Origin of the sequence: Parvularcula sp. IMCC14364, assembly GCF_030758415.1 — a bacterium.
Classification (GTDB): domain Bacteria; phylum Pseudomonadota; class Alphaproteobacteria; order Caulobacterales; family Parvularculaceae; genus Aquisalinus.
Genome location: NZ_CP132334.1, coordinates 2350313 through 2367683 on the forward strand (window position 1 = coordinate 2350313; position 17371 = coordinate 2367683).

General features: G+C 53.9%; 18 protein-coding genes. 10 read left to right on the forward strand and 8 right to left on the reverse strand.

The genetic code is table 11. From position 1 onward, the window contains the following. Nucleotides 1-6: 6 nt before the first annotated feature. The 4 genes from RAL90_RS10915 to RAL90_RS10930 form a co-directional block, all read right to left on the reverse strand. Complete coding sequence (locus RAL90_RS10915) at nt 7-1167, reverse strand: type III PLP-dependent enzyme (protein WP_306250519.1); 1161 nt, start codon at nt 1165-1167, stop codon at nt 7-9. Between the two features lie 4 nt (nt 1168-1171). Further along, nucleotides 1172-2017 (reverse strand): polyamine aminopropyltransferase, encoded by an 846-nt coding sequence (speE, locus tag RAL90_RS10920; protein ID WP_306250521.1) that lies wholly within the window; start codon nt 2015-2017, stop codon nt 1172-1174. Beyond that, entirely contained in the window at nt 2004-2465 is a 462-nt protein-coding gene (gene speD, locus RAL90_RS10925; protein WP_306250524.1) for an adenosylmethionine decarboxylase, read from the reverse strand. The genes speE and speD overlap by 14 nt, the downstream gene beginning before the upstream one ends. Nucleotides 2466-2734: 269 nt before the next feature. Further along, nucleotides 2735-4042: a VCBS domain-containing protein gene (locus RAL90_RS10930; RefSeq protein WP_306254054.1), complete on the reverse strand. Its 1308-nt coding sequence runs from the start codon at nt 4040-4042 to the stop codon at nt 2735-2737. 61 nt (nt 4043-4103) lie between these two features. Here RAL90_RS10930 and RAL90_RS10935 point away from each other — a divergent pair. Next, a protein-coding gene (locus RAL90_RS10935) for an IS5 family transposase (RefSeq protein WP_306250504.1) occupies nt 4104-4867 on the forward strand; the annotation gives its coding sequence in 2 pieces (ribosomal slippage) (nt 4104-4437 and nt 4437-4867; 765 coding nt in all). Nucleotides 4868-4925: 58 nt separating this feature from the next. On the opposite strand, the gene RAL90_RS10940 is transcribed toward RAL90_RS10935, so the two are convergent. Continuing rightward, nucleotides 4926-5759, reverse strand: a complete 834-nt coding sequence (locus tag RAL90_RS10940) for an IS5 family transposase (protein WP_306249540.1) — start codon at nt 5757-5759, stop codon at nt 4926-4928. Nucleotides 5760-6034: 275 nt separating this feature from the next. Here RAL90_RS10940 and RAL90_RS10945 point away from each other — a divergent pair, with 275 nt between their 5' ends. Next, entirely contained in the window at nt 6035-7135 is a 1101-nt protein-coding gene (locus tag RAL90_RS10945; protein ID WP_306250526.1) for a helix-turn-helix transcriptional regulator, read from the forward strand. A gap of 65 nt (nt 7136-7200) precedes the next feature. Here RAL90_RS10945 and RAL90_RS10950 read toward each other — a convergent pair whose 3' ends face one another. Together RAL90_RS10950 and RAL90_RS10955 are read right to left on the reverse strand one after the other, a co-directional pair. Further along, nucleotides 7201-8424, reverse strand: a complete 1224-nt coding sequence (locus RAL90_RS10950; RefSeq protein WP_306250528.1) for an NAD(P)/FAD-dependent oxidoreductase — start codon at nt 8422-8424, stop codon at nt 7201-7203. A gap of 238 nt (nt 8425-8662) precedes the next feature. Continuing rightward, the gene (locus RAL90_RS10955) at nt 8663-8866 is read right to left on the reverse strand and encodes a hypothetical protein (RefSeq protein ID WP_306250530.1); all 204 of its coding nucleotides are present in this window, start codon (nt 8864-8866) and stop codon (nt 8663-8665) included. Nucleotides 8867-8983: 117 nt separating this feature from the next. Here RAL90_RS10955 and map point away from each other — a divergent pair, with 117 nt between their 5' ends. The 7 genes from map to RAL90_RS10990 all read left to right on the forward strand — a co-directional run bounded on the left by map (nt 8984) and on the right by RAL90_RS10990 (nt 15337). After that, nucleotides 8984-9817 (forward strand): type I methionyl aminopeptidase, encoded by an 834-nt coding sequence (gene map, locus RAL90_RS10960; RefSeq protein WP_306250532.1) that lies wholly within the window; start codon nt 8984-8986, stop codon nt 9815-9817. Nucleotides 9818-9829: 12 nt separating this feature from the next. Beyond that, a complete protein-coding gene (gene radC / locus RAL90_RS10965; protein ID WP_306250534.1) occupies nt 9830-10528 on the forward strand; it encodes a DNA repair protein RadC in 699 nt (232 codons plus the stop codon). A gap of 108 nt (nt 10529-10636) precedes the next feature. Then, entirely contained in the window at nt 10637-10855 is a 219-nt protein-coding gene (locus tag RAL90_RS10970; protein ID WP_306250535.1) for a hypothetical protein, read from the forward strand. A 33-nt stretch (nt 10856-10888) separates the two neighbouring features. Further along, entirely contained in the window at nt 10889-11113 is a 225-nt protein-coding gene (locus RAL90_RS10975; RefSeq protein ID WP_306250537.1) for a ribbon-helix-helix domain-containing protein, read from the forward strand. 79 nt (nt 11114-11192) lie between these two features. Further along, nucleotides 11193-12863 carry a chloride channel protein gene (locus RAL90_RS10980; RefSeq protein ID WP_306250540.1) on the forward strand — a complete coding sequence of 557 codons (1671 nt, stop codon included), beginning with the start codon at nt 11193-11195 and terminating at the stop codon, nt 12861-12863. 84 nt (nt 12864-12947) lie between these two features. After that, complete coding sequence (locus RAL90_RS10985; protein WP_372340471.1) at nt 12948-14198, forward strand: parallel beta-helix domain-containing protein; 1251 nt, start codon at nt 12948-12950, stop codon at nt 14196-14198. Next, nucleotides 14198-15337 carry an SO2930 family diheme c-type cytochrome gene (locus RAL90_RS10990; RefSeq protein ID WP_306250543.1) on the forward strand — a complete coding sequence of 380 codons (1140 nt, stop codon included), beginning with the start codon at nt 14198-14200 and terminating at the stop codon, nt 15335-15337. Before RAL90_RS10985 ends, RAL90_RS10990 begins: the two co-directional genes overlap by 1 nt. Nucleotides 15338-15418: 81 nt before the next feature. Here RAL90_RS10990 and RAL90_RS10995 read toward each other — a convergent pair whose 3' ends face one another. After that, on the reverse strand, nt 15419-15937 hold the full coding sequence (locus tag RAL90_RS10995; protein WP_306250545.1) for a DUF3833 family protein: 519 nt from the start codon (nt 15935-15937) through the stop codon (nt 15419-15421). A gap of 117 nt (nt 15938-16054) precedes the next feature. Between RAL90_RS10995 and purB the strand changes: the two genes are divergently transcribed. Continuing rightward, nucleotides 16055-17359: an adenylosuccinate lyase gene (purB, locus tag RAL90_RS11000; RefSeq protein WP_306250547.1), complete on the forward strand. Its 1305-nt coding sequence runs from the start codon at nt 16055-16057 to the stop codon at nt 17357-17359. Nucleotides 17360-17371 lie beyond the last annotated feature (12 nt).

Consider the following 17371-nt stretch of genomic DNA (forward strand, 5'->3'; position numbering starts at 1 on the left):
TGCTTCTCAATCAACGACTTTTCTTGTGGCAAGATCGAGAAACCTTGCATCCGGTAGTGAGTTAAATCGGGTACGCGTTGCCGCAGTATAGGCCCCCATTTCATGGCCAATCACAAGGTCACCGGTATGTAAAGCAGGCAACATGATATCTTCAGCAATGATATCAATGGAATCACAAGTGGGGCCAGCAAGCACACTTCTGTATAGGTCACCCTCGCCAAAAACCTGCAACGGATAACAGGCATGGTCGTAAATCTGACCTGAATACGATCCATACACCCCATCATCAAGGTAATACCAGTTAAGCCCGTCCCGGACAGAACGCCCCACCACAGATGTGATGCTGGTAACGGCTGCAGCTACCAGATACCGTCCCGGCTCCGCCAGAATATCCCAGTCAGGTGGTAAACCCGCTAAAGCCCTTCGTATTGGCGCACAGAATTCACTTATACGAACGCCTTTCCGGTCATAATCGGCTGGAAAACCACCACCTATATCAAGCACATTCATCAGGTTGCTGCTTTCAGCATTCAACTGATGCATGACGGCACTACACTTTTCTATGCTCTCAACATGCTTATTGGCATCAGTACACTGAGACCCAACATGAAAGCTAAGCCCCTTCACATGCACTCCCAGTTCATTGGCGCGCCGAACAATCGCAGACACTTCAGCAAGGTTGCATCCAAACTTTCGGGAAAGATCAACAATCGCGCCGGGACTGCGGAAACTCACCCGCAAGACCAGCCCGACACGGCTGCGATAAGGGATAAACTTTTCCAACTCATACGTATTGTCTATCACAAAGGTTGTGACACCATAGCGAAGGGCAGTGCGAATCTCCTCGTCCTTCTTGACTGGGTGCGTATGTATTGTACGTCGGCCAAAAACTTTCAGACCAAGCAAAAGATCCGTTTCGCCACCTGACGCAACATCAAAACCGCCACCAAGTCGGTCAATGGTCTGAATAACCTGTGCCTGAGGCAATGCCTTGACTGCGTAGAATAATCTGACTCCAGGCAGTGCTTCACTCAAGGCATTGTAATGCTGTTCTACGACAGTCTGATCATAAACGAGAAGTGGTGTACCAAACTCTCTGGCTAGGTCGCGATACAAGGCCTCTTCATTATCGGTACTACCAACCTTCACAGGCCGCTCATCAGCCATCAGATCAATTCACCAAGATATCGCGCATATATTGCGGCAAAGCGAACGAGGCCGCATGAATCTCGGGGGTGTAGTATCGGCAGGAAAACGCAGCCTGATCCAGACGCCCCCGCAGCACTTCTGCGGAGACTTTACATAAATCCCTGTCGTCCGTTGCCCAACCAAGAGACATAAAGCCACCATAATAAGTTGGGATTGGCGCACAGTAAAATCGCGCATCCCTGAAGCGCTGTTGCAGGCGTTGATGTGTATTTTTCAGCTCATCAGGCTGAAAGAATGGCACACCATTTTGTGTAACCATCACCCCGCCATCAGCCAGACATCGCTTGGCCTGTGCATAAAAGTCCTCTGTGAAAAGAACTTCTCCGGGGCCAATAGGGTCCGTACTGTCTACTATGATGATATCATATGTGCGATCCGTTGACCTGACAAATTCCATACCATCCGCAATAACAAGATCGAGGCGCGGATCATCAAATGCACCAGCTGAATGATTAGGCAGATATTGCTTTGCCATATCAACAACAGCCTGATCAATTTCAACCTGCATCACATGATCAATATTATGCCGACAGACTTCGCGCAAAATACCGCCGTCGCCACCTCCAATGATCAACACCCGTTTTGCATTGCCGTGGGCCAATACCGGCACATGCGTCATCATCTCGTGATAAATGAACTCATCTGCTTCGGTTGTCTGCACAACGCCATCAAGGGTCATGACACGACCGAGCTGGGCATTATGAAAAATCATCAGGTGCTGGTGATCGGTTTTGCTCTCGAAATACAGCTTATCAATGCGGAATTGCTGGCTAACAGCATCGTAAAGCGTTTCTTCAAACTGCTTCACGAATTTGCTCCGCAACCAGACCACGACGGATCGTGTTCACGTCAACACGCGCTGCCCCAAATGCATCCTGCAATATCGGCACAGCCAGTTCTGGTCTGGCATCCCCGCACATGAACACGTCAAACGCAGCAAACTGACGCTCTGGCCATGTGTGAACACTGATATGGGACTCTGCGAGCACAGCAACGCCCGAAACACCCGTGGGGGTGAAATGGTGCAAATGGATATGGAGTAATGTTGCACCGCAGGTTTCAACAACCTTGCGCAATACTTTTTCCATATAAGGCACGTCATCCAGTCTCGATGCCTGCCACAAATCTATAATGATATGATTGCCCGCATACTCAACACCGTCACGGACAATAAAATGGTCTGCATTATCCGGGGAGGTCCCGGCAAAAGAGACGGGAATAACATCACCGTCAAATCTGGGATCGCGAAGCGCCATCAGCGTTTCTCCTTGTCACAACATTTGGGCTAACGCGCTGTTCATGTTGTTGACTGGGCAAACAACGCACGATTAGCGGGCGAACATAAGGACCTCTTTCCTGGTCAGTTGAAGGCGTTCGAATACAGGAAAATCAGTTTATTTCAAGCAATTTCAATAGTCGCGAGAGAAGATTTTGCGGCCCAGGTTTTGCGTTACGAACAAAAAATATCAAGGGCGCTGACTTCTCAGCGCCCTTAAAGGGATTATCGATAGTTGATTGTTGCTGCCTAGAACAGGATGTCGTCTGTCAGAGCTGCAATGGTAATATTTTCAATGGTTACAATATCGTCGCCATCAGCGAAGATCACATCCCCATCTACTTCAGACATCTGCGCTGTGACGTCAGATATATCTGCAAATCCGAAACCCTGCAGATCAAGCACATCAACATCATCCTGAAAATCAGTGATCAGGTCCTGCTCATCGCCGATAGTGAAAATAAACGTATCACTACCGCCATTGCCAGTCAGGATATCAGTACCTGATCCACCAGAGATGATGTCATTTCCACCCCCACCAGAAATTTCATCATCATCCTCACTACCGTTAATTGTATCGTTACCGCCGCCGCCGAATATAAGGTCATTTCCTTCATTACCATCCAGGACATCAGACCCAGCATCACCTGAGATAATATCGTCGCCAAAGCCACCGGACACAATATCATCTCCGCCACCTGCACGAATGTTATCACTGCCTTCTTCGCCAAAGATCGTATCACGCAGGCCATTGCCTATGATCTGGTCATCACCTTCACCAGCAAAAATAGTATCACTGCCACGGCGCCCCTCAATCAGGTCATCACCTTCACCCCCAAAGATGACATCAGCACCATCACCACCAATAATATGGTCGTCATTACGGCCGCCGTGGATCTCATCTCGATCACCACCACCAGACAGGAAGTCGGCACCATTGTCTCCGAAGATAAGGTCACGACCGCCATTGCCTTCAATGAAGTCGATTTGAGAACCACCGTGAATTTCATCATCACCAGCACCACCGAAAATCAGATCCGCGCCATCTCCACCCAGGATCACATCTCGACCACCGCCAGCTTCAACAAAGTCAGCTCCGTCTCCAGCATCGATGAAATCAGAACCGGCACCACCGAATATCTCATCATTGTCAAGGCCACCAAACAGACGGTCATCGCCGTCGCCGCCATCAATGCAATCACGCCCATCATTACCATTGATAATATCATCACCGCCCAAGCCGCGAATATCATCACCAACATCGGATCCGTTCAGCTCATCCGCATTTTCTGTACCAATAATCAGGTTCTTGGCACCTGAAATGAAGATTGTTACCGTTTGGGAAGTGCCGTCCTCAGCCAGAATTTCAAACGTATCAACGAGAGTCTCGCCTCCAGAAAGAGCCGCTATATCTTCGTTCTCGCTATCCAGAACATAAGTCCAGACACCATCTGAAGTGACTGTATAGGTACCAAAACCACCAATGGATACGGCAGCTGTTACAACAGTCTGGAAGACGTTATCGTCATTATCAATATCAATATGGTCTAGGCTCAGGACCTATTAATCTTGTGATCTGATACGAACGGTGATTCAAGATTGCAAAGGAGGCTTTGCAATGAGCGATTTGATTTGGTTATCGAAAGAGCAGTTGTCACGGATTGAGCCGTATTTTCCTTTATCCCATGGTGTTCCGCGCGTTGACGACAGGCGTGTATTGTCCGGGATCATCTTCGTGATCCGCAACGGTTTGCGCTGGCGTGATGCGCCGAAGGAATATGGTCCGCACAAGACTTTATACAATCGCTTTATCCGCTGGAGCCGCTTGGGCGTTTTTGATCGCATCTTTTCGAACCTGTCTGCGCAAGGGGACGTTTCCGAAACGCTGATGATTGACGCCACGCATTTGAAAGCCCATCGCACCGCGTCCAGCCTTTTAAAAAAGGGGCTTTTCCCAGGCACATTGGACGCACAAAAGGCGGCTTGAACTCAAAACTTCACGCCGTTGTCGATAACATGGGACGCCCGCTGATCATGTGCCTGACGGCTGGACAGACAAGCGATCATATCGGCGCAAAGCTGATCTATCCGGCACTGCCGGAGGGCGCGAAAACCCTGATCGGCGACAAGGGTTACGATAGCGATGAGTTTCGCAGTGCTCTCACCGCTAAAAACATTCAGCCCTGCATCCCACCGCGAAAAGGACGGCGTCATCCAGCGGAGTTTTGCGAAACTCTCTATAAACAACGCCACAAAGTCGAGATCATGTTCGGAAGACTGAAAGACTGGCGGCGCGTCGCCACCCGCTATGACCGCTGTGCTCACACATACTTCTCAAGCATCTGCATCGCAGCTACGATAATCTTCTGGATCAATCAATGAGTCCTGAGCCTAGGTTACCTGTAGCAACAAATCCATTAGAGTCTGAATCAAAAGTCTTTCATATGAAACATGCTCTTGCCAGTCGTCTTGTTGCGATACGGATGTGAGCCATGAATAGCCATGCGATAGCTGAGGTCCAGCATCGTTCCCAATCCTTGGCGAGACGGCGTGATCGCCCTAACCATGCGAATGTGCGTTCTACGACCCATCGCCGGGGCAGGACTTTAAAGCCTTTCATTTTATCGGATCGCTTGATGATTTCCATCCGGAATGGACCGACTTTTTTAAGTTTGCGCTTTAGCTTATCTCCCGCATAGCCACCATCGGCAAAGATATGGCGAAGCCATGGAAATTTGTCTCGCGCTTCCATCAACACCGCTGGTGCGCCGTCGCGATCCTGTACATCCGCGGCATGCACAAGTGCTGTCACCAGAAAGCCTTCCGTATCCGTCAGAATATGCCGCTTGCGGCCTTTTATATTTTTGCCCGCGTCAAAGCCAGTAATACCGCCACTTTCTGTGGTTTTAACCGACTGGCTATCGATCACACCTGCGCTGGGGTGTGGGCTTCTGCCGTGTGCTTCGCGGCATTCAAACAGCAGGCGGTGATTGATCTTTTCCAGCAATCTGTCATCACGCCACCAATAAAAATATTTCTGAACCGTCGAAAAAGGCGGGAAATCCCTTGGTAACATGCGCCATTGGCAGCCAGTAGACGCGATATACAACAAGGCGTTCATGATCTCCCGCATCGGCCACTTGCGAGGACGCCCCATCCGATTTGGAAGAGGTATTTCAGGTTCAATCAAAGCCCATTCGTCGTCCGTCAGATCACTTGCATAGCGCAGGAAACTGCGGTCATAATATGTGCGGGTGGTTTCATTCCAACTCATCTGATCCTCCGTGTCTTAAGCAAACAAAGAGAATCATAAGTCGTTGAAATCACCCAGATACTTTTGGATCAGGCTCTTAACAAAACATGAAAAATTCCGCTTTTTGAGCGATGATACGCATTGAAAGAAGCAAAATTACTCAACAAAATCCGTATGTTATATTATCCCATCACGAATTAGTATTTGAAATCTTCATGAAAGTGTCATACTGACGTGCCACACAGATGCAGTAGCTTGATAATAATGTTACAAAAAAGCATCGAGTCGGGGAATTCGTGGACAAGTATAGTGAAGTGAATACTGCGATTGCGCTCGTCTATCAGGCAGTGATGGCACCCGAACACTGGCCCAACGCACTTGCAGCAATTTCCAGCCTGCTTGAGGCCGACAAAGCCGTTTTTGTCACGGGCGACACTTCTTCTGTCATGGCGAGCACAGTCCAGCACAATCATGACCCTGAGCGCTTGCTAGCCTATAATGAAATTTATCATCGGCAGGATCCATGGTGGGGACCATTACAGAGCGTTCTGCCTGGCACGGCCATACACGTCCAGAAGTTGAAACCAATCTCTGAAATCACGCATACCGAGTATTATCACGATCACTTGGTCACGGCCGATATCGGCGATTCACTTGTGTCTATTCTGGATGACAATGCCGGCATTCAGTCTGCCATCGGCTTTCAACGCAGACTGAAACAGGACGCCTTCACACCAGCGCAGGGCGCCATGCTGCAGACACTCATCCCCCATCTGGTCAATGCCGTTAAGATGAACTGGCAATTGACCCAGCATGCGATCAGGGAAAGCCTTCAAATATCCGGTCAGGCACCAGGGCTGGTACTGATCCTGGACGACAAGGGCCGCGTTCTGGGACCGGATAATGCAGCAGAGACTATAGCCGCCCGCACTTCAGTGCTGAAGGTTACCCATAACCGCCTGCAGGCCGCCGCACCCGCTGACCAGAACCGCCTGGAAGCTGCCCTGAACAGCGTACTGCATGAGGGGATCGGCCAGGCTTTTCCGCTGAAAGACCCCGGATATAATGCACCTGTGATTTTACGTGCCAGCCCGCTGCCCGAGGCTGCACAGATGCGCCTTCGCACCATGACAGACAATCTCGCCGTCATCTGCGTTGACCTGCCAGTGACACCAACACTTTCCGGCGTGTTCGTGGTGTCTGAAACCTATGGCCTGTCTGCCAAGGAGCAGGCCCTGCTGACATCATTTTCCGAATCCTACAATCTGCGCGCAACTGCTGACGCACTGGACATCACCTATGAGACAGCACGCTGGCACTTGAAGCAGATCCTTGCCAAAACGGGTACGCACAATCAGGCTGAACTGCTCGTAAAAACAGCTCAGGCAGCACGCTAACGCCGACCAGATGACGCCTTATTTTTAAAATAATTTCTGCACAGACAGAATTATTTAAGTCTCCCCTACCTCACCATAAAGTCTTTTACCGGCACGGTGTCGTCTGAGAGTTTTGCCTTGTCCAGTATTGTCCCCATCGGGATCAGCCGCTTGGCGAGCATGAATTCCTGGGGCCGGTTCACGGCATCGACAGCCAGCAGGCGCTCCCCGGCAAAGTAGAAGGCTGCGAAAGAGCGCCCGGCCTTCGGGTCACCGCGCAGGACAATATCGTCATACCCCTCCGATAGCCCTGCAATCTGGAGTTTCAGGTCGAACTGATCGGACCAGAACCATGGCAGGCTGTTATAGGGCTTCGGCTTGCCGCAAATGGCCGCCGCCACAATTTTCGCCTGTTCGGTCGCATTGGGCACGGATTCAAGGCGCACCTGTCGGTCGTAAATTGGGTTATGGTGGCGGGTCACATCGCCTGCTGCATATATACCTGCTACGGACGTCTCGCCATGGGCATTGACGAGGACGCCATTGTCACACGCGATGCCTGCTGTTTGTGCAAGGGCCGTACAGGGATCAACGCCGATACCGACGATCACCATCTCCGCTGCAAAGGCACTGCCTTCTGCCGTGTTGACCGTCAGCACCCCCCTTTCTTCGCCGATAGCGCTGACCGCTTCGCCTTCAACAATCGTCACGCCCTCTTCACGGTGCACGCGGGCATAGAATGCCGACATCACCGGCGCGGTCACCCGCTGCAGGATGCGCGGCATTGCCTCGATTACTGTAACTGACATGCCCTTTGCCGTCAGGCTGGCTGCGGTTTCAAGGCCAATATAGCCTCCCCCGATGATGACAGCCCGGCGGCCGGGGGCCATGCTGGCCTGAATTTTTTCCACATCTGCATAATTGCGCAGATAGAAGACACCCGGCAGTTCTGCTCCCGGCACAGGCAGATGGCGGACTTGCGCCCCGGTGGCGATGACCAGATGTGTATAATCATAGGCATCACCATTTTCCGCATGCACCAACCGCGCCTCCGGCTCAATCCGGCTGGCCCGGGTGCCAAGCGCAAACCGGATATCAGCCGCGGCATAGGCTTCAGCCGGACGGATCAGCAGGTCATCCAGACTTTTGTTACCGGCGAGAAAATCTTTCGACAATGGCGGGCGATGATAGGGCAGCGCCGCTTCCTCCCCCAAAACGGCAATCTCGCCTGTCCAGCCTTCCTGCCGCAGGGAAAAGACCAGTTGGGCAGCAGCATGGCTTGCGCCGATAATCAGGCATTTTTCTGTCATATATGGGCTCCGTCTTCTTGCTGCCGTTGTTGCCCATGAGGCGTTGCAAGGCAATGCGGTGCTTTAGTGTAGCTGTCATCAGGTGCCACATAGTGCCTGTCAGGCGCTCACACGCATTTGCTGATAAAGCGCGCAGGTGCCGTCTGACTACTGCTTTTAGGCGCGCATACAGAGCACATAGCGATATGTATCTACTAGGCGCATACGCGATGACACCTGAGACACGCGCGGCAGACTGTCAGTCCTGATCGGACTTCTTGCTGGCCGCGCGCTGGGCCACTTCCGAGCCGCCCGCCATGATCAGGCCGAACAGCACGGCGAGCGCAATATTGTCGAACACGATCCAGATAAAGCCGAATACCAGCAGGAACGTGCCTATATTGAATGCACCGCGTGAGCGGGAATTGTTCTCGACGTCAGGCGTTTTCGTATCTTCGTTCATGGCGGCACTCACTGTCTGATTGACCCAGCATATTCGCCGTAGCCTGCGGCGTAAAGAACGCCTCCCTGCTTCACATTTGCGGCCAAGCCGCTTACATTCGCCTTTATGACAGACACAATGACAGAAGCACCCCGGCGCACCGGGGAAATTCGCCTGCACACGGCGGAAGATTTTGCAGGCATGCGCAAGGCCGGAAAGCTGGCTGCGTCCTGCCTTGATATGCTGGCAGAGCATGTGAAGCCGGGGGTTGCAACAGAAGACCTGGACCGCCGCGCCTATGAATTCGTGATGGATCACGGCGCTGTGCCGGCGACTATAGGTTATCGCGGCTATCGGCATTCCACCTGCATTTCACTGAACCATGTAATCTGCCATGGCATTCCCGGCCCCAAGAAGCTGAAAGACGGGGATATTGCCAATATCGATGTAACCGTGATCGTTGATGGCTGGCATGGGGACACCAGCCGAATGTTCTTTGCCGGCGAGCCAAAAGTGCTGGCCAAACGGCTGACGGATGTCACCTTTGAGTCCCTCTGGAAAGGCATCAAGGCCGTGAAACCGGGCAACACCTTGCGCGATATTGGCCGGGCCATCCAGAGTCATGCGGAAGCTGCCGGATTCTCTGTTGTCCGCGATTTCTGTGGCCATGGGCTGGGCCGCGTCTTCCATGATGCGCCGAATGTTGTGCATTATGCGGAATACCGCGACAGCTTTTTGCAGATTCACCGTGCGCCGGATATTCCCCTGCGCGAGGGCATGTTTTTTACCATTGAGCCAATGATCAATGCGGGCAAGCCGGATGTGAAAATGCTAAAAGACGGCTGGACCGCCGTGACGCGGGATCGTTCCCTCACGGCACAGTTTGAACATTCCATTGGCGTTACGGCAGACGGTTTTGAAGTCTTCACCGCCTCACCCAAGGGCCTGGATCAGCCCCCATACGCGATCTGATGGCGCGAGCCGATGACTGAGGGCGAGGGCAATTCTCAAGCCAATCATATGGTCGGCCATCGCGACCGGTTACGCCAGCGCTTTGTCAAAGCCGGTGTTGATGGTGTGCAAGACTATGAGTTGCTGGAACTTGTTCTGTTTCGGGCGATCCCGCGCCGGGACGTGAAGCCCCTTGCCAAGGAGCTGATCGAGCGGTTCGGCAGTTTTGCCGATGTGCTGGCCGCGCCCTCTGCCCGGCTGCAGGAGGTAAAGGGCATTTCCGAAAAAGTAGTGACGGAGCTGAAAATTGTACAGGCGGCGGCGCTCAAACTCTCACAACAGAATATCCTGAAACGGCAGGTGCTGTCTTCCTGGCAGGCGCTCATAGATTACTGCACAGCAGCGACAGCCTATGAAAAAATAGAGCAGTTCCGCATCCTTTTTCTGGACAACAAGAATGCACTGATTGCGGATGAAAAACAGCAAACCGGCACGGTAAATCATACGCCGGTTTACCCGCGCGAGGTCGTGAAACGCGCCCTGGCCCTGGATGCTTCCGCCATCATTCTGGTACATAATCATCCATCCGGCGACCCGACGCCTTCGGGCGCAGATATTCAGATGACAGCACAAATTGTGCAGGCGGCCAAACCGCTGGGCATCAGGGTGCATGACCATCTGGTGATCGGCCGGGGGCAGCATTACAGCTTCCGCACGGAAGGCCTGCTGTGAACAAGTAGCTGCGCGGCATGATTCTTGATGCCCCATTATCAATGACTTTGCCCACTGCGCCATCCGGGTTAGGCTGGGACAAGTTGTGTATAAAATGAGGACGAAAACATGTCTGACAAACCGACCGAAGGCCGCATCCGTATTGAACTGGCACAGTTCATGTACGCGCGGAACATCGACCTGCAGGATCTTTACCGCGCCATCGGCGCAGATCCGGCGCAGTGCAGCGAAGGCGCACTCTCTCACATGGCCGGCATCATCGACGGGATCGAGCTCGCCTCCTCCCGCATTCGCCAGCATGGCGTAGACGATTGGGCCAAATCCTGATCTTCTGCCGCCAATACGACCTTTGGCGCAGTAATGAAAAAAAGATCAGTTTCAATCGCGGGGCACCGCACCAGCATTTCCCTTGAACAGCCGTTCTGGGATGAGCTTTCGCGCCTCGCCACGCTGGAGGCGCGCTCGCTTGCCAGCCTGATTGCGCAAATAGATCGCGAGCGCATGAGCGCGGCAGACCCGCACAACCTCTCCTCTGCCTTGCGCCTTTACATCCTGAAACGCTTGAAAGAAGAATCTGCAAAATAATGGGCAGATGATCGCGATAGGCCGCGGATTGCCCGGATTGGCGCTGGCAGAAATCCCGAAGCATGGTAGGTAAAATTCCATGCCCACCCGTCCGCTCAAACCGCATTCGAGCAGTTCCCGCATCCGCCTGTGGCTGCGCCATTCCCTGCAACGCGGGGCGAATATTGCCAATTACAAAGTCTGGATACTGGCTGTCGTGATTGGCCTGATTACCGCCCACGGAGTCATGGCTTTTACGCAAGGCATCGAGTGGCTGACCCGGCTTGCCTATGGCGAGGGCACACGGATGATCGCCAGCTCGGCACGCGAACTTGATCCTGGCCGCATCTGGCTGGCGCCGGTGATCGGCGGCGTACTCGTCGGGGTGCTACTCTATCTTGCAAGACGGCTGAAATGGCTGCCGGACACCAAATGCCAGGGCGTTGCCGAAGTAATTGAAGCGCGCGCTGGCCCACCGGGTCATGTTTCCTTCCGGGCCGGAATGGCCAATACGCTGATTGCCACGCTGGCCCTTGGCTCTGGTGCCTCTGCCGGTCGGGAAGGCCCGGCGGTGCTGTTTGGGGGAGCGATTTCCACCGCCCTGTCAGAGCGCTGGAAAATCTCCGGCAAGGATGCCCGCACACTGCTTGGCTGCGGGGCCGCCGCCGCCGTGGCCGCGAGTTTCAATGCGCCCATTGCCGGGGTCCTGTTTGCGCTGGAAGTCGTGCTCGGCAATTACGCGCTGTCGATCTTCGGGCCGGTCGCGCTCGCCAGCATTACAGCCACCATTGTGGTGCAGTCCTATCAGCGTTTTTTCGATCTGGATGTGCACGGATTTCTTGTGCCTATCTATGGCACCTCCGGTCTTGCGGATTTTCCGCTGGCGGCCTTTCTCGGCATAATCTGCGGCATTGTCGCCTTCTCGTTTCTGCAACTCACAGCCTCGTGCCAGAAATGGGTCAGGCGCAAGATTGCAAAATATAAAATCGAACCGGCCCTTTTACCCCCTGTCGCCGGGGTCTTTATGGGCACTGTGGCACTGTATTTTCCAGAAGTGCTGGGCGTTGGTTATGAAGCGACAACGGAAGCGCTTTATGGCAGCTATTCCATCTTGCTGCTGACTGCTCTCCTCATCCTGAAAATTGTGGCGACCGCTGTTTGCCTGTCCTGTCGCTTCGGGACGGGCGTGTTTTCTGGCGGCATCTTTTTTGGCGCCATTTCCGGGGCAGCCTATGGGGCAACACTGGCGCTGTTCATTCCCGATATTGCGGCCAGTCCGACATTTTATGCGATGGTCGGCATGGGTGCCGTTTCCGGCGCGATTCTCGGAGCGCCGATCTCGACCACGCTGATCGTTTTTGAATTGACTGGTGACTATCAGATGACGGTGGCGCTGATGTTTGCGGTGGGCATTGCGACCATGATTGCGCAGGCGACGTTCGGCAGTTCCTGGTTCCACTGGCAGCTAAACCAGCGTGGCTATGACCTCTCCGAAGGGCCACAGGGCGTTATTCTCCAGACCATACGGGTGCGCGATGTGATGCGGACCATGCCTGCCGATGCAGCGCCGCTCGATGACAAGGCGGAGCGGGTATACGCCTCCCACTCTCTGGGAGAAGCACTGGCGATGATGCGGGAGAAAGATCTCGATGGGATGCCGGTCACGACGGCCAAGGATCGTAACCACGTTATCGGCTATATTACGCAGGTGCGCGCGCTCGCGGTCTATAACCGCGCCTTGATCGACAGCCATGTGGAACACCACCGCTGACCGGCAGCCGCATTGCTGTCTTGCATCCGGATGAAAGACAGGCGAGATTACCTCAAAATAACAGGAGGGTTGGATATGCTGACTTTGAGAACATCCATAATTGCGCTGACAGGCGTCTTGATGCTGGCAGCTTGCGGGCAGAACACCGAAACAGACGCCGGGAACGGTGAAGGAGACAGCGCCGCTTCAACCGCAGCAGCGGATTATGCCGCAACCTTGCGGGCGCAGTTTCTGGACGCCCAGCCCGGTGACGTGATTGAAATCCCGGCTGGTAATTACAGCTTTGACCGCAGCCTCTCGCTCTCCGTGGATAATGTGACAATCCGGGGTGCCGGGATGGATGAAACTGTTCTCTCCTTCAAGGGACAGGTTGCCGGGGCCGAAGGGCTCTTGGTCACGGGTGACAATTTCACGATTGAGAATCTGGCGATTGAAGATACCAAAGGGGATGCGCTGAAAATCAACGAAAGCAAAAATGTCGTCATTCGCGGTGTCCGCACTGCGTGGAACGGTGAGCCCAAAACCTCCAACGGAGCGTATGGCATGTATCCGGTTCAATGTGAAAATGTACTGATTGAAGACAGTGTCGCAATCGGTGCTTCTGATGCCGGTATCTATGTCGGCCAGTCACGGAACATCATTGTGCGTCGTAATCGCGTGGAATATAATGTTGCCGGTCTGGAAATCGAGAATTCCATCGGAGCCGATGTGTACGAAAACATCGCCACCAATAATACGGGCGGCATTCTCGTGTTCAACATGCCGAACCTGCCACAGCCCGGCTATGGCACACGGGTCTATAATAACGACGTTTATGAGAATAATACGCGCAATTTCGGCCATCCTGGCACCCCGGTGGCCAGTGTGCCGGCTGGCTCCGGTGTCGTCATTAACTCCAATGACAAGGTTGAAATTTTCGATAACCGGATTGCTGACAACAAGACAGCCAACATCATTATCTCCAGCGTTTATTCTGCCGGGTATGAAGGGCTCTCAACACAGGAAGATTTCGATCCTTATCCAGAGGGTATTTTCGTGCATGGCAATGAACTTTCTGGCGGTGGAAATGCTCCTGACGGTCTCGACCTGAAAGCCCTGAAAACCATGATGTTTGGTCTGAACGGTAGCTTCCCTGATGTTCTCTGGGATGGTTATGTGAACATGGACAAATATCCTGACGGTGTTCTGGCCGGTGAGGACCGTATCTGCATTGATAATGGTGATGTGGAAGTCCTGAATGTGGATATGCCAAACGGCAATGATAACCCGACAGTAGATACAGCCCAGCATAATTGTACGCTGGAGCGCCTGCCTGCGGTCAGTCTGGATCTCTGATGAAAACGTTTCTCGGTTCCTGTCTGGCGCTGGTGGTTCTGACAGCCTGCTCTGGTGAGCAGGCCCAGCCTGTGTTCCATGCTGACACCAACCCCGATACCTTGAGCGCCTGGGGGCAGGTGACCATTGCCGATGGCACGCTGGCCCTGTCAGAAAACGTGATGCCGTATGATCTGAATACACCACTTTTTTCAGACTACGCCCACAAGCTGCGCACTGTCTGGCTGCCCGATGGCACAAAAGCTGCCTATCGCGAGGGTGAGGTTCTGGATTTTCCAGTTGGCACCGTCATCACCAAGACATTCTATTACGAGACGCCTGAAGGCGATTTTGAGGGACTGGTGCTGAAATCTGACGGACCGGACGGGTTGCCTGAAAACAAACTGACGCTGGAAAATGTGCGGCTGATTGAAACGCGGGTGCTGGCCCGGCGCGAGAGCGGCTGGGTCGCCCTGCCCTATGTCTGGAACGACGATCAGACAGATGCCATGTTGCAGCGAGCCGGCGAAATCAAACGCCTGACGCTGGTCAGGGATGCGGCTATGGAAGACGCGGCAGAGTTCGCCTATCTGGTGCCGGATGTGAACCAGTGTGCCGGCTGCCACGCCACCAATGCAACAACTCGCGCCATCCAGCCGATTGGCCCCAAAGCACGCCACCTGAATGGCCCGTTCGTTTATGATAGCGGTGCAGAAAACCAGCTTGTTCACTGGCAATCAGCAGGTCTGCTTGAAAGCGCCCCCGCCCCGCATAATGCGCCGCGCAATGCTGTCTGGACAGATACTTCAAAAAGCCTGGATCGGCGCGCGCGCGCTTATCTCGATGCCAACTGTGCGCATTGTCACAATACTGTCGGAGCGGCAGACACGTCAGGGCTGCATCTGGAGCCTGATGATCCGTATGGACCTAATCTGGGTATCTGCAAAACACCGATTGCGGCAGGCACGGGCACAGGCGGGCGGCATTTTGACATTGTGCCAGGCGATCCGGATGCGTCCATTTTCACCTACAGGATGGCCTCGACCAATCCGGCTGAGATGATGCCGGAACTTGGCCGCTCCCTTGCCCATGATGAAGGTGTTGAGTTGATTGTCGCCTGGATTGAAAGCCTTGAGGGCGGGTGCACGTCAGACCTTTAGGCCCTCCTGCTCCCCACCGTGCTGCATATGCCGTGAACGCCCTCTAGCTCGACCGTCACCAGACAGCGCCCGGACTGGGGATCATGTTTCCGGCTGAAAGATTACCGTGACCGTGCCAACCGGGATGCCAAACTTGGACAGTCGCGATCTGTTCAGCACAGCATCCCCCTGCATCGGGATCAGTCGTTGATTGAACCGCAGACTGATCATGCCCTCATTATAGGGGAACGCTGCCACATAATGCATGTGGACCACGCCATCTATAATCCTGATCGCTGTTGTGCCCTGAACATTCTCAGCGCCACCTGTCCAGACACCGGGGGCGGTTTTTTCAAGACGCCAGACACGGCGAAAATCTGCGCCATTGTCGAACAGGAAGGTCTCATCCAGTGTCAGGATCTGGCCGTCGAACTCGGCATCCACGATCATGTCAAAGCGGCTGACCACCCTGTCATTGCGCTCGATGATGCCATCCCCCAGAATGCGGCCATCAAAATAGCCGGTGATATCAAAACCTTCGTCACTTGGCAGGCTCGCCCCACCGGAGGCGCAACCGGCAAGAACCAGCACAAAGACGGCAAGTATATGAGCTAGACGCATCCTGTTCTCCTCAATAGCTCACACTTTCCGGTGGTCACGGCATAAGGTCAACCTTGCGTCTGGCTTCGTCAGAGATTACCAAACGCCTTTTCCACTCCAGACGAAAGATCAACAGACATGATCCCCCGTTATACACGCCCTGAAATGGCGGCCATCTGGGAGCCGCAAACCAAATTCCGTATCTGGTTCGAGATTGAAGCCCACGCCGCCAGCCGCATGGCAGAGCTAGGCACTATTCCGGCTGAGGCGGCGGACATCATCTGGAACAAGGGCGCCGAGGCCACGTTCGATGTTGAGCGGATTGATGAGATCGAGCGGGAAGTGAAGCATGATGTCATCGCTTTCCTGACGCATCTGGCGGAAATTGTCGGACCAGAAGCGCGTTTCGTGCATCAGGGCATGACTTCTTCTGATGTGCTGGACACCTGTCTCTCAGTGCAGCTAACACGTGCTGCTGACCTGCTGTTGACGGGGATGGACCGTGTGCTGAACGCCCTGAAGTCTCGGGCTGAGGAACACAAAGATACGGTTTGCGTCGGACGCAGCCACGGTATCCACGCCGAGCCGACCACATTCGGCATCAAACTGGCCAGATTTTATGCGGAGATGGATCGCGGGCGCAAACGCCTTGAAATGGCCCGTGAGGAGATTGCTGTCTGCGCCATCTCCGGGGCGGTCGGGACATTTGCCAATATCGACCCGTCGGTTGAAGAATATGTCGCGGGACAGCTTGGCCTGAAACCTGAGCCCGTTTCCAGCCAAGTCATTCCGCGTGACCGGCACGCTGCCTATTTCTCGGCGCTGGCTGTGATTGCCTCATCTATCGAGAATATCGCGACGGAGATACGGCACCTGCAACGCACCGAAGTGCTTGAGGCCGAGGAATATTTTTCACCGGGGCAGAAAGGCTCTTCTGCCATGCCCCACAAACGCAACCCCATCCTGACTGAAAACCTGACCGGGCTTGCCCGTCTGGTGCGGATGAGTGTGATCCCGGCATTGGAAAATGTCGCCTTGTGGCATGAGCGGGACATCTCCCACTCGTCTGTCGAGCGCGGCATTGGGCCCGATGCGACAATCCATCTGGATTTTGCCCTGCATCGACTGGCCGGTGTGATCAAAAAACTGGTTGTCTATCCCGAGCGGATGCAGGCCAATATGGACAGCCTTGGCGGGTTGATCCATTCCCAGCGGGTATTGCTGGCGCTCACCCAGTCTGGTGTCTCGCGTGAAGATTCCTATCGGCTCGTCCAGCGCAACGCCATGCCGGCCTGGCGCGGTGAAGGCCAGTTTCTGGATAACCTCAAGGCTGATGCAACCGTGACAGCGCATCTGGATGCGCCATCGCTCGAGGCCCTGTTTGATCTCGGTTATCACACCAAACATGTGGACACGATTTTCACCCGCGTGTTTGGAAAATAATTGATCGCTGTC